A 12,969-nucleotide genomic window follows, 5' to 3' on the forward strand; every position below is an offset into this window, starting at 1 on the left:
GCGGTCAAATCGCACGATCGGCTCGCCCTTTTCTTTCAGGCGATTCCGTCGGCGGCGAAAATGCTGTAGGACGGAAACGATCGCGCCGGCGCCCGCCGGTGCATTCCCTTCAGAATCGGCGGGAGAGACCGAGACATGCCGAAGACGGGCATGGGCGAAACCGGCATGCGCCTTGAAAAGCCGACGCTCGACAAGGATCTCGACAAGGTGAGCCTTGCCGAGGAGATGACGCTGCAGACGATGCGGCCGGTCGCCGGCCTCGGCGCCGGGCTCGTGTTCCTCGTCCTCAGCGTCGCCTTCGCCGCCAGCGCCTTCACCGGCACGTCGGGCCTCGCCGTCATCCTTGCCGGCGCGGCGCTCGCCGCCTACATGGCGATGAACATCGGCGCCAACGACGTGACCAACAATGTCGGCGCCGCCGTCGGCGCCAAGGCGATGACGCTCGGCACGGCGCTTGCCATTGCGGCCGTCTGCGAGATCGCTGGCGCGCTGATCGCCGGCGGGGCCGTGGTCGAACGCGTCGGCTTCGAGATCGTCGACGCGGCGGCGATGCCGGACGGCGACGCGATGGTGCGCGTGATGCTCGCGGCGCTGCTGTCCTCGGCCGTCTGGATCAACATCGCCACCTATGCCAACGCGCCGGTCTCGACCACCCATTCGATCGTCGGCGGCATCCTCGGCGCCGGCTTGCTCGCCGGCGGGCCGCAGGCGGTGAACTGGCTGACGCTGTCGGGCATCACGCTGAGCTGGATGGTGTCGCCGCTTCTCGGCGGCGGCATCGCCGCGCTGATCCTGTTCTTCGTCAAGGAAACCATCATCTACCGCGACGACAAGATCGCGGCCGCGCGGCGCTGGATGCCGGTGCTGATCGCGGCGATGGCGGGCTGTTTCGCCGCCTTCCTCGCCGCGGCCGGCATTCCCGGCCTGTTCGACCTGTCGCTGACCGCAGGGCTCTTCGTCGGTGCCGCCACCGCGCTCGTCTTCTATCTCGGCAGCCGCGATCATATCCGGCGCCAGTCGGAAGGCTTCACCAATCGCAACCAGGACCTGCGCAAGCTCTTCCGCCTGCCGCTGATCGGCGCGGCGGGCCTCCTCTCCTTCGCGCATGGCGCCAACGACGTCTCGAACGCGATCGGGCCGCTGTCGGCCATCGTCGTTACCGTCGGCGGCAACGGCGGCGCCGGCGCGATCCCGGCCTGGGTGATGCTGATCGGCGCCTTCGGCATTTCCGTCGGCCTCCTGCTCTTCGGGCCGCGGCTGATCCGCATCGTCGGCCAGGAGATCACCCGCCTCAATCCGATGCGCGCCTTCTGCGTCGCGCTCTCCACCGCGGCGACCGTGATCGTCGCCTCGATGCTCGGCATCCCGATCAGTTCGACCCACACCGCCGTCGGCGCCGTGTTCGGCGTCGGCCTGTTCCGCGAATGGTACACGCGCAATTCCCGGCGCCGGCGCGACTATATCCGCCGCCGGACCGGCCATGTCCATTTCATGGAGGCCGACGAGACCAACACCGAGGAGGCGCAGCGCCGCCGCCTCGTGCGCCGCTCGCACTTGCTGACGATCGGGGCCGCCTGGGTGGTGACCCTTCCGGTCGCGGCCCTGCTGTCGGCCCTCATCTTCCTCGCCCTCGGCCTCGTCCTGCCCTGAAGGTCCTCCCCATGCGCGCCAATTTCCGCCTGCAGCGCCTGTTCGTCGAAACGCCGCTCTTTCCCGCCGCCGTCCACGAGGCGGACCGCGACCAGTTCAACTATCTCGCCAACGTGCTGCGCATGGAGGACGGCGCGCCGATCCTCGTCTTCAACGGCCGCGACGGCGAATGGCGGGCGGAGCTGCGCTTTTCGACGCGCAAGAAGCTCACCCTCGTCGCGGTCGAACAGACGCGGCCGCAGCCGCAGTCCTGCGACCTCCACTATCTCTTCGCGCCCTTGAAGACCGGCCGGCTCGACTATCTGGTGCAGAAGGCGGTGGAGATGGGGGCGGGCCTGTTGCAGCCGGTGATGACGCGGCACGTCCAGGGGCGGCTCGGCAGCCTCGACCGGCTGCGCGCCAACGTCGTCGAGGCCGCCGAGCAATGCGGTATCCTGTCGATCCCCGGCGTCGAGGAGCCGGTCGGCCTCGCCGATCTGCTGTCCGGATGGGACCGGAGCCGCCGGATCATCTATTGCGACGAGGGCGACGCGGGGCAGAACCCGCTGCCGCGCCTTTCCGCGATCACGGAAACCCGGCATGCGCTGCTCGTCGGGCCCGAGGGCGGCTTTTCCGAGGAGGAGCGCGGCCTGCTGCGCAGCCTCGACTTCGTCACCGCCATCCCGCTCGGCCCCCGGATCCTGCGGGCCGACACCGCCGCCGTCGCGGCCCTTGCCGTCATCCAGGCGACGATCGGCGACTGGCGCTGAGCGGGCCGCGACGTCCTGCGCGACGGCACAGGTTTTTTGAACCGACTTTGAAAGAATTTTGCTTGCACGCGCCCCTGATCCGGTCCAAGCACCATGCCGACCGGCTGCGATCAGAGCCCACCGAAGACGAAGAAGACACCATGGCCCGCGACACCACAGATGAGACACCGGTCACGTCGGCAGCCGAGCTTTCGGCCTATCTCGCCTCGGGATCGAAGCCGGAAAGCGCCTTCCGCATCGGCACCGAGCACGAGAAATTCGCCTTCTTCAAGGCCGACGACACGCCCGTTCCCTATTTCGGCGAGGCGAGCATCTCGGCGCTGCTCGCCGGTATGGCGCAACGCTGCGGCTGGGAGCCGATCGTCGACGCCGGCAACGTCATCGGCCTGGCCGAACCCTCCGGGATGGGGGCGATCTCGCTCGAGCCCGGCGGCCAGTTCGAGCTCTCCGGCGCGCCGCTCGAGACGCTGCACGACACCTGTCGCGAATCGAACCAGCATCTCGCGGTGCTGCGAGAGATCGCCGAGCCGCTCGGCATCCGCTTTCTCGGGCTGGGCGGCAGCCCGAAATGGACGCTCGCCGAGACCCCGCGCATGCCGAAATCGCGCTACGACATCATGAGCCGCTACATGCCGAAGGTCGGCACGAAGGGCCTCGACATGATGTACCGCACCTGCACGATCCAGGTGAACCTCGACTTCTCCTCGGAAGAGGACATGCGGAGGAAGATGCTGGTGTCGATGAAGCTGCAGTCGCTCGCGACCGCGCTCTTCGCCAGCTCTCCCTTCACCGACGGCCGGCCGAACGGGCTGAAATCCTGGCGCGGCGACATCTGGCGCGACACCGACAACAACCGCGCCGGCCTGCTTCCCGGCGCCTTCGCCCCGGATTTCGGCTTCGACGCCTATGTCGAATGGGCGCTCGACGTGCCGATGTATTTCGTCGTGCGCGACGGGCGCTACCATGACTGTACCCATGTGACCTTCCGGCAGTTCATGAATGGAGCGCTGAAGGGTGAGCTTGCCGACTGGGCGCCGACGCTCGGCGACTGGACTAACCATCTCTCGACGCTCTTCCCCGACGTGCGGCTGAAGCGCTTCCTCGAGATGCGCGGCGCCGACGGGGGGCCCTGGCGGCGCATCTGCGCGCTGCCGGCCTTCTGGGTCGGCCTTCTCTACGACGGCGAGGCGCTCGCCGCCGCCGACGCGTTCACCCGCGACTGGAGCCTTGCCGACGTGCAGGCGCTGCGCGACGCCGTGCCCGCCGCCGGCCTTTCGGCCACGATCCGCGGCCGGGGCCTACGCGACGTCGCCCGCGAGATCCTCGCCATCGCGCGCGCCGGCCTCGTGCGGCGCAACCGGCTGAACGGCGAGGGCGTGGACGAGAGCCATTTCCTCGGCCCCCTCGACGAGGTCGTCGCCAGGGGCGCGACGCTCGCCGACGAGATGCTGTCGCTCTATCACGGGCGCTGGAACGGCAGCGTCGATCCGGTTTTCGCCGAATACCAGTACTGAGGCGTAAAGCCCGGCCAAAGTCGGACGGCAAAGCGGAGAAAACCGGTTTGCCTTTGTTTTTTTTCGCCTATAGTGCGTCTCGACCGCCCCGCCGAGGAGGAGAGACAAGGCCATGCTTCCGCTGTTCGAGATGATGATGAAGGCGCAGAACGGCGAGGCGATGGGCGTGCTCGCCCGCCAGTTCGGCCTGGCGCAGGAGCAGATGGCGAGCGCGACCGCGGCGCTGATGCCCGCCTTCTCCGCCGCCTTCAAGCGCAATGCGACGAACCCTTACGATTTCGGCGCGCTGCTGCAGGCGATGGCGAGCGGCAACCACGTCCGCTACTTCGAGGACCTGCGCGAGGCCTTCACGCCGCAGGGCATGGCCGACGGCAACGGCATCCTCGGCCAGCTCTTCGGCTCGAAGGAGGTGTCGCGGGCGATCGCCGCCCAGGCGGCGCAGATGACCGGCATCGGCCAGGAAATCTACAAGCAGATGCTGCCGGTGATGGCGAGCTCGATCATGGGCGGCCTGTTCAAGCAGATGACCGGCGAAATCGCGCAGAAACCCTTCGATGCGGCGGCGATGTTCTCCCAGTCGCCGATGGCCGCCTGGATGAAGCCGTGGATGGACGCCGCCGGCGACACCACGTCGAAGCCGGCAGCGCCCCCCTTCGAGAACCCGTTCCTGCAGGCGATGCAGTTCGCGATGAAGCCGCAGGACGCGGCCGCCAAGGCGCCGACGCCGGCCGATCTTTTCTCCGCCAATCCCTTCTTCAAGGCCTTCGGCGAGATGATGCGCGGACCGGCCGCCCTCAAGGAAGAGGCGAAGGTCGAGGAGACGTCTCCGGCCTCGCAGTTCGCCGCCATGATGTCGAGCATGTTCGAAAGCGGCATCGAGGCGCAGAAGGAATACCAGAAGGCGATCGACGGCCTGATCGGGACCTATTCCGGCAGGAAGGCATAATAAAAATGCCCGGCAGAGGAAACCTCGCGCCGGGCAAGCGGCAGGGCCAGTTGGCTTGGCGACCCTGCGGGGAAGCAGAGAGCGCGCGACGGATCCCTTCGGACCCGCCGATCGCTCAGACGGACCTGCGGTAGAAGGCCTGCGCCCGCGACCGTGCCGCGCGCGTCAGATGGGCGGAGGGATCCTCGAAGAAGGCCGATGTCAGCGCGCCGTCGACATCGGCGCGGCTGAGGCCGATGTCGAGGAGCTGCGCATCGGTCAGGTCGCCAAGACCGCCGATGGCGCGTCGGTTGAGGAGCGCGCGAAGCAGCGTTTTCATGCGCCCGGTCCAGCCCGTGAGGCGGAACGCGGCATTCGCTCCGCCGTTTCCAAAGCCCGTGGCGAGGGTCTGTCCGGGGGTACGCATGGTCGTCGATCTCCTTTTGACCACAGCAAGGCCGGCTCCCGGACGCGGGAGGTCATGCGCCGGAGCGGGCCGAACCAAAAATGTGAACGCATGGGCGACATCCCGCACCGGCCGTCGAGAGGGCCGGTGGCATGGCGGTTCAGGTCGCCAGCCGAAGCGGAATGCCGTTTTGCAAGACCTCAATCGCAAATCCGTATTGATCAGTCCAACGAATGTTTCTAATAATATCCATCACGTTGTCTTATAGGTTAACCCCATGTCCGCGCCCCTCGACATCGACCAGCTGCAGACCTTCGTCGCCATCGCCGACACCGGCAGTTTCACCCGCGCGGCCGAGCGGGTGTTCAAGACGCAATCGGCGGTGTCGATGCAGATGCGGCGCCTGGAGGAGCGGATCGGCAAGGCGCTGTTCGCCAAGGACGGCCGCGGCAACCGGCTGACGCCGGAGGGCGACAAGCTCTTGAATTTCGCCCGGCGGATGATCCGGCTGAACAACGAGGCGATCGCCTCCTTCGACGACAACCGGCTGGAGGGGACGCTGCGGATCGGCACGCCGGACGACTATGCCGACCGCTACATGCCGGAAATCATCGACCGTTTCGCGAAAAGCCATCCGAATGTCGAGCTTTACATCGTCTGCGAACCCTCGGTCGACCTCGCCGAGAAGATGGCGAAGGGCGATCTCGACATCGCGCTCGTCACCCACAATCCGCGGGTGCGCACCTCCGACGTCGTGCGCACCGAGCCGCTCTGCTGGGTCGGCTCGATCAACCACCCGCTGCCGGAAAACGCGCCGGTGCCGCTCGCCGTCGGCCGCCACGACTGCCAGTGGCGCCAGGCGGCCTGCGCCGCCCTCGACGCGATCGGGCGCGACTATCAGATCCTGTTCACCAGCTGGTCATCGACGGTGATCGCGGCGGCGGTGCTGGCCGGCATGGCGGTCTCGACCATGCCGGAATCGGCGCTGCGCTCCGGCATGAAGGTGCTGACCCAGGCGGACGGCTTTCCGGCGCTGGCGCCGATCCAGATCGGCATCATGAAGCGTCCGGGCCTGTCGCCGTCGCTCTCGACCGCGATCACCAACCACATCACCGCCTGCCTCGACAACATCACGCCCGTCGCCAAGGCCGACGACCTCGACGGCGACCTGAAGAACGTCTCGCGCTTTCCGCGGCTGCGCCAGAGCCACATGCTGCCGAGCTGGTAGGAAAGACCGCCGCCGGCGATAAAAAGGGGACGCGCTCCGACCGGAACCCGCCCCCTCAAATCACCATGCAATGTGTTGCGCGCCGCAGGCGGCTTTGCCTTGAATAATCCTGATGAAAAAGGCTCTCGTTATCGGATGTCGCCATCCTAGCGCCTTTTTTCCTCCCGCCCAAGTTGAATTGCTTCGGGACAGCATCCGGGATGGCAATGAATCTTCGTTAAGGTTAATGCACTCGGCGGAACGGCCATGGCTGGAATGCAAGGCGGCCCTGTCGATCATTCCGTCTTGCCGCCGACAGGGATTCTGATAATTTTTTCGGATCATGCTGACCCTTCGCCAGATCCGCTATTTCGACGCTCTGGCCACCACGCGCCATTTCGGCCGGGCGGCCGCCCTTGTCAGCGTCAGCCAGCCGGCGTTGTCGACCCAGATCATGGAAATGGAGGAGCATCTCGGCACGCGCCTCGTCGAACGCAACCGGAGCGGCGCGCTTCTGACCGAGAAGGGCGAAAGCGTGCATGCGCAGATCAAGGTCATCCTCGCCTGCATCGACCATCTGGAGCAGTCGGCGCGCAGCGAGCGCGGCACGCTGACCGGCACGGTGCGGATCGGCATCATCCCAACCCTCGCACCCTATCTCGTCCCGACTCTCGTGCCGAAGCTGCGATCGGCCTATCCGGAGATCGACATCGAACTGCGCGAGACGCTGACCGACCGTCTGGTCGCCGATCTCCTCGACGGCAGGCTCGATGCGATCGTCGTCGCCCTGCCGGTCGAGGCCGAGGGGACGCAGGCGCAACCCCTCTTCTCCGACCGCTTCTTCATGGCGATGGCGGACAATGACCGGCAGGTGCTGATGTCGCCGCTGACCGAGGACCAGGTCGACGTCGAGCGGCTGCTGCTGCTCGAGGAGGGCCACTGCCTGCGCGACCAGGCGCTGGCCGTCTGCTCGACGGTCGGGCGGCGCAGCCTCGTCAATTTCGGCGCCACCTCGATGGCGACGCTGCTGCAGATGGTGTCGCACGGCATGGGCATGACGCTGATCCCGGAGATCGCGGTGCCGACGGAGGCGGCCCGCAACGCGCTGCGCATCGTCCCCTTCGCCGAGCCGCAGCCGGCCCGCGAGATCGGCCTCGTCTGGCGGCGCTCGAGTTCCCGCCGCGACGACATGGCGGCCCTAGCCGATGCCATCGTCGCCAGCCGGCGGGATATCGAGGCCTTGGTCGGCTCCCCGCCGCCGCAACTGGCGACAGGGAGCCTGTCCGGCCGAGGCGGGACCGCGTCGGCAACGGAGGATGGCGGAGGGTCGGCCGGATAGGGCGCGTCCGGCGGTGACCCCAGGCTTCGCCGGACAGGCCCTGGCGGCCGTCAGCTCAGGCGGAAAGATCGAGGACGATCCGGCCGTCGATCTTGCCGTCCTCCATCCGCCTGAAGATATCGTTGATGTTCTCCAGCCTGTCCCAAGAGAAATGGGAGGCGACCTTGCCCTCGCCGGCGAAGGCGAGCGATTCCTCGAGGTCCTGCCGCGTGCCGACGATCGAGCCGCGCACCGTGATGCGCTTCAGCACCGTGTCGAAGACCGGAAGCGAGATGAAGCCCGGCGGCAGGCCGACCAACGCCATCGTGCCCTTGGCGCGAAGGAAGCCATAGGCCTGCTCCATCGCCTTCGGCGACACCGCCGTGACGAGCGCGCCATGGACGCCGCCCGTCGCCTTCTGAACCTGTTCCACCGCATCGCCATCCCGGCCGTTGACGGTGACGTCGGCGCCGAGCGCGCGGGCAAGATCGAGCTTCTCCTCGAAGATGTCGGCGGCGACCACATGCATGCCCATCGCCTTGGCATATTGCACGGCCATGTGGCCGAGGCCGCCGATGCCGGAGACCACCACCCATTCGCCGGGTCGGACCTCGGTCTCCTTCAGCCCCTTGTACACGGTGACGCCGGCGCAGAGCACCGGTGCCGCGGCGCCGAATTCCAGCCCGTCCGGCAGGCGGCCGACGAAATGGGGATCGGCGAGGCCGTATTCCGCGAAGGTGCCGTTGACCGAATAGCCGGTGTTCTTCTGCTCGGCGCAGAGCGTTTCCCAGCCGGTGCGGCAGGGCGAACAGCAGCCGCAGGCCGTGTGCAGCCAGGGCGTGCCGACCCGGTCGCCCTCCTTGACCCGCGTGACGCCGGCGCCGACCTTGGCGACATGGCCGACCCCCTCATGGCCCGGGATAAAGGGCGGGTTCGGCCGGACCGGCCAGTCGCCATTGGCCGCATGCAGATCCGTATGGCAGACGCCCGTCGCGGCATAGCGCACGAGGATCTGTCCCGGTCCCGGTTCGGGAACCGGCAGTTCCTCGATCACCAGGGGTTTTGCGAACGCCCGGACCACGGCCGCCTTCATCGTCGCTGCCATTGCATTCTCCCTCTCTCGTTGTCGGTCGAAAGAAGGCCTAGCAGGCGGAGGGGCGGAACGGTTTGATCCGGATCAAGCGCGAGGCGTCGGCACGGTGGCACGCCTGTCGCGATCCGCGCATCGTGCACGCCCGGGTCGGGCCTCCAGGCCTCGAAGACGCCGGTGGGCACGTCCCGCGGCGGGAAAGCCCCTCACAGCGGGTCTTTACCCGCCGCAAGAATCGGGTACGCCGGGGACGGGTCAAACCCCGGCGAGAGTCCACGCGATCAGCACCCAGACCGCCGCCAGCGCGGCGACGCCGAGGCTGAACAGCCGCTGGCGCAGCATCAGCCGGTTGGAGGTGACGTGGACATAGGCATGGGCATAGCGGCTGGCGACGAACAGCCAGCAGAGCGCCACCATCGGCGTTCCCGCCGCGCCGGTCAGGTGGGCGACGACGACGGCGACATAGAAGAGGACCGGCAGTTCGAACTGGTTGATCAGGCTGCGGGCGACCGTCGCGCTCGGCTCAGGCTCGACCGTCGGGATCAGATAGGCCTTCGCCGGGACACGGCCGGTTCGCACGGCGGCGAAACGGCGCTTCGCCATCAGGATATAGATGGCGAAGACCAGCGCCACCTGGGCGATGACGGGCCAGAAGAGGGCGGTGCCGGATGCCATGCGGGAAACGCTCCGTTCGAAATGAGGGCGGGGATGGCTGCATGGCAACCATCCCCGCCCGATGCCGATCCGTGTCGTGCGGCAAGTGGATCAGGCACCGCCCGGATAGTTGGGGCTTTCGCGGGTGATCGTCACGTCATGGGCATGGCTTTCGCGCAGGCCCGCGCCGGAGATGCGCACGAAGGTCGCCTTTTCCTGGAAATCCTTGAGCGTCGTGCCGCCGACATAGCCCATGGAGGCGCGCAGGCCGCCGGCAAGCTGGTGCAGCACGCCCGAGACCGCGCCCTTGTAGGGCACCTGCCCCTCGATGCCCTCCGGCACCAGCTTCAGCGTGTCGCGCACCTCCGCCTGGAAGTAGCGGTCGGCCGAGCCGCGCGCCATGGCGCCGACGGAGCCCATGCCGCGATAGGCCTTGAAGGAGCGGCCCTGATAGAGGAAGACCTCGCCGGGGCTCTCGTCCGTGCCGGCGAGCAGCGAACCGACCATGCAGGCGGAGGCGCCGGCGGCGATTGCCTTGGCGAGGTCGCCGGAAAACTTGATGCCGCCGTCGGCGATCACCGGAATGTCCTCGGCCTGCGCCGCCTCGACCGCCGACATGATCGCCGCGAGCTGCGGCACGCCGACGCCGGCGACGATGCGGGTGGTGCAGATCGAGCCCGGGCCGATGCCGACCTTGACCGCGTCCGCCCCGGCATCGATGAGCGCCTTGGTGCCGGAGGCCGTGGCGACGTTGCCGGCCATGATCCTGACCGAGTTGGAGAGCTTCTTCACCCGGCCGACGGCATCGAGCACGCGCTGCGAATGGCCGTGCGCGGTGTCGACGACGATCAGGTCGACGCCGGCGTCGATCAGCCGCTCGGCCCGCTCGAAGCCGTCGTCGCCGACGGAGATCGCGGCAGCGGCGCGCAGCCGCCCCTGCGCGTCCTTCGAGGCGTTCGGGTTCAGCTGCGACTTCTCGATGTCCTTGACGGTGATCAGGCCGACGCAGCGGCCCTCGCCGTCGACGACGAGCAGCTTCTCGATCCGGTGCTTGTGCAGGAGGCGCTTGGCCTCCTGCTGGTCGACCGTCTCCTTGACCGTGACGAGGTTCTCGCGGGTCATCAGCTCGTAGATGCGCTGCGACGGATCGGAGGCGAAGCGGACGTCGCGGTTCGTCAGAATGCCGACGAGGCGGCCGGGCTTTGTCCCGCCATTGCCGGCATTCTCCACGACCGGGATGCCGGAAATGCCATGGGTCTTCATCAGCGCCAACGCGTCGGCAAGCGTCGCGTCCGGGCTGATCGTCACCGGATTGACCACCATGCCGCTTTCGAACTTCTTCACCTGCCGGACTTCCTCGGCCTGTTCGGCGGGCGTGAGGTTGCGGTGGATGACGCCGAGGCCGCCGGCCTGGGCCATGGCGATCGCCAGCCGCGCCTCGGTGACCGTGTCCATCGCGGCCGACAGGATCGGCAGGTTCAGCTCGAAATCCCGGGCGATGCGCGTGGCGATCTGCGTCTGGGCCGGCATGACCTCGGAATGTCCGGGCTGCAGCAGCACGTCGTCGAAGGTCAGCGCCTCCAGACCGGTTGCGGTTTCGATGATACGGGCCATGGCCACTTTCCTTGTTGAGCGAGAACGGAAGCCCTTCCGGAACAGGGGAAGCGTGCCGGTGTTCTGTCAGGGTTTCGAGAGGAAGTTGGCGAGGGCTGGTACCACGTCTTCCGGGCGAAAGGAATAGCAAAAACAGGATGGCTGCCCTGCGCGGGACGGCCGGCGGCCGCAAGTGACGAAACGTTATCCTTTCCCGCTGGCGGAACGTTAAACGCTGCTAATGTACAAGATCCCCACGGTCCGAGAAGACGACCGGAACAGGACAGAGCGAGAAACGGGGATCACGATCATGACGGCACTGAAGAAGAGAGCACGGGCGCTCGAAGCCGCTTTCGCCCACGAGCAGGATGCGGCGTTTCGCGCGCGTTCGCGCAGCAATGCGCTGGCCGGCCTCTGGGCGGCGGCGCTGATGCATCGCGGCGACGCGGAAGCCTATGCCCGCGAGCTGGCGATCGCCGACGTCGCCGATCCGCACGGCGCCTTCAACCGGCTGCGCCAGGACCTAACGGCCTCCGGCCTGCACATCACCGACGACGAGCTGCGCCATCGCATGGTGACGCTCCTGCGCGACGTCGCCGAGGACATGCACCGCGCCGCCTGAAGGCGACGGCCCGATGCGGCGCGCACAGCCGCTCCGCATCGGAGGGAACCTCGCGCGCGTGGCGATCTCACGGAGAGGCTCGCGCGCTTCGGTCTATTTTCCACCTGTCCTTTGACGAGACCGCCGCACGCCTTTGCGAGGCATGCCCGGGCCGGTCAGATCTCGAACTGGTAGCTCGCCGGCACGAAGCGATAGCCCTCGCCTGCCTTCTCGGCGAAGCCGACCGACGGGAAGGGCATGTGATAGCCGATGAAGGGCAGCCGGTCGGTCGCGATCATGTCGAAGACCTTCTTGCGCGTCGCCGCCGCTGCCTGCTTGTCCATGTCGAAGCGCACCTCCCAGTCCGGGCGCTGCAGCGAGAGCACGTAGTGGTTGGCGGTATCGGCGGTGAGCAGCAGCGACTTGCCGGCCGAATCGATCCGGTAGATCATGTGGCCCGGCGAATGGCCGAAGGCGGTGAGCGCGGTGATGCCCGGCACAACCGTGCCGCCGTCGCCGACGAAGGTCATCTTCTCGGCGAGCGGCACGACCTTTTCCAGAACCCCCTTGTGGCCGCCCTCGGCCGGCGTCCCGGCCCGCGCCGGGTCGCGCCAGAAATCGAATTCGGCCTCACCGGTGACGTAGCGCGCATTGGGAAAGGCCGGCTTGCCACCCTCCATCAGCCCGCCGATATGGTCGCCATGCATATGGGTGAGGACGACGACGGTCACGTCTTCCGGCGCGTGGCCGAGCTGGGCGAGGCCGGCGCGCAGCCGTCCGCCGCCCATGGCACGGGCCCCCTCGCCGAGACCGGTGTCGAAGAGGACGAGATCGTCCCCCGCCTTGACCAGCACGGGCGTGAAGCCGTTGGCGAACCTGTCGGCCGGCAGGAAATTCGCCTGCAGCAGGTCGGCCACCGCCTCCGGCGTCTGGTTCGTGCCGAAGGTCTCCTGCGGGTTCTCGGACACGCGGATGCCGTCGCGCACGACCGAGACGGTGACGTCGCCGAGCGGGAATTGCAGCGTCCGTTCCATCGCGGCATCCTTCCCGCTCTCGGCTGTCTCGGCAAAGGCGGCGCGCGACAGGATCGCAGGTGCCGCCACCGCACCGGCGGCCGCGGCAAACAGCGTGCGGCGTCCGATCGTCAGGGTCGAAGTCATGTCTCTCTCCTCGAAATGGATGGTCTTTCGAAATCGGTGACCTTCAGCGGATCCGCCCGCTCCCGGCGAAGCAGATAGAGCGCCGGCACCCGTCCGGATGAC

At 67.6% G+C, this 12,969-nt stretch carries 12 protein-coding genes; 7 read left to right on the forward strand and 5 right to left on the reverse strand.

Features of this window, described 5'->3' with window-relative positions; all coding sequences use genetic code 11:
* Positions 1-150 precede the first annotated feature (150 nt).
* From ACEVQ6_RS00630 to ACEVQ6_RS00645, 4 genes are all read left to right on the forward strand, one after another.
* Entirely contained in the window at positions 151-1,650 is a 1,500-nt protein-coding gene (locus ACEVQ6_RS00630) for an inorganic phosphate transporter (protein ID WP_374887346.1), read from the forward strand.
* A gap of 11 nt (positions 1,651-1,661) precedes the next feature.
* Positions 1,662-2,399 (forward strand): 16S rRNA (uracil(1498)-N(3))-methyltransferase, encoded by a 738-nt coding sequence (locus tag ACEVQ6_RS00635; RefSeq protein ID WP_374886952.1) that lies wholly within the window; start codon positions 1,662-1,664, stop codon positions 2,397-2,399.
* A 140-nt stretch (positions 2,400-2,539) separates the two neighbouring features.
* Positions 2,540-3,913, forward strand: coding sequence for a glutamate--cysteine ligase (locus ACEVQ6_RS00640; protein ID WP_374886953.1), 1,374 nt, complete (start codon positions 2,540-2,542; stop codon positions 3,911-3,913).
* Positions 3,914-4,025: 112 nt separating this feature from the next.
* Positions 4,026-4,859 (forward strand): DUF937 domain-containing protein, encoded by an 834-nt coding sequence (locus ACEVQ6_RS00645; protein WP_374886954.1) that lies wholly within the window; start codon positions 4,026-4,028, stop codon positions 4,857-4,859.
* Positions 4,860-4,974: 115 nt separating this feature from the next.
* On the opposite strand, the gene ACEVQ6_RS00650 is transcribed toward ACEVQ6_RS00645, so the two are convergent.
* Positions 4,975-5,178: a DUF1127 domain-containing protein gene (locus tag ACEVQ6_RS00650; protein ID WP_374886955.1), complete on the reverse strand. Its 204-nt coding sequence runs from the start codon at positions 5,176-5,178 to the stop codon at positions 4,975-4,977.
* 343 nt (positions 5,179-5,521) lie between these two features.
* On the opposite strand from ACEVQ6_RS00650, the gene ACEVQ6_RS00655 reads away from it, so the two are divergent.
* Positions 5,522-6,472: a LysR substrate-binding domain-containing protein gene (locus tag ACEVQ6_RS00655; protein WP_374886956.1), complete on the forward strand. Its 951-nt coding sequence runs from the start codon at positions 5,522-5,524 to the stop codon at positions 6,470-6,472.
* Positions 6,473-6,794: 322 nt separating this feature from the next.
* Entirely contained in the window at positions 6,795-7,790 is a 996-nt protein-coding gene (locus tag ACEVQ6_RS00660) for a hydrogen peroxide-inducible genes activator (protein ID WP_374886957.1), read from the forward strand.
* Positions 7,791-7,845: 55 nt separating this feature from the next.
* Here ACEVQ6_RS00660 and adhP read toward each other — a convergent pair whose 3' ends face one another.
* The 3 genes from adhP to guaB form a co-directional block, all read right to left on the reverse strand.
* Positions 7,846-8,874 carry an alcohol dehydrogenase AdhP gene (adhP, locus tag ACEVQ6_RS00665; protein WP_374886958.1) on the reverse strand — a complete coding sequence of 343 codons (1,029 nt, stop codon included), beginning with the start codon at positions 8,872-8,874 and terminating at the stop codon, positions 7,846-7,848.
* A 240-nt stretch (positions 8,875-9,114) separates the two neighbouring features.
* On the reverse strand, positions 9,115-9,534 hold the full coding sequence (locus tag ACEVQ6_RS00670) for an MAPEG family protein (protein WP_374886959.1): 420 nt from the start codon (positions 9,532-9,534) through the stop codon (positions 9,115-9,117).
* Positions 9,535-9,624: 90 nt separating this feature from the next.
* Complete coding sequence (gene guaB, locus ACEVQ6_RS00675; protein ID WP_374886960.1) at positions 9,625-11,127, reverse strand: IMP dehydrogenase; 1,503 nt, start codon at positions 11,125-11,127, stop codon at positions 9,625-9,627.
* A 289-nt stretch (positions 11,128-11,416) separates the two neighbouring features.
* Here guaB and ACEVQ6_RS00680 point away from each other — a divergent pair, with 289 nt between their 5' ends.
* Positions 11,417-11,728: an ATPase inhibitor subunit zeta gene (locus ACEVQ6_RS00680; protein WP_374886961.1), complete on the forward strand. Its 312-nt coding sequence runs from the start codon at positions 11,417-11,419 to the stop codon at positions 11,726-11,728.
* A 155-nt stretch (positions 11,729-11,883) separates the two neighbouring features.
* On the opposite strand, the gene ACEVQ6_RS00685 is transcribed toward ACEVQ6_RS00680, so the two are convergent.
* Positions 11,884-12,867 carry an MBL fold metallo-hydrolase gene (locus tag ACEVQ6_RS00685; RefSeq protein WP_374886962.1) on the reverse strand — a complete coding sequence of 328 codons (984 nt, stop codon included), beginning with the start codon at positions 12,865-12,867 and terminating at the stop codon, positions 11,884-11,886.
* Positions 12,868-12,969: the final 102 nt, after the last annotated feature.

This window comes from Ensifer soli, assembly GCF_041928815.1.
GTDB lineage: Bacteria > Pseudomonadota > Alphaproteobacteria > Rhizobiales > Rhizobiaceae > JBHFEI01.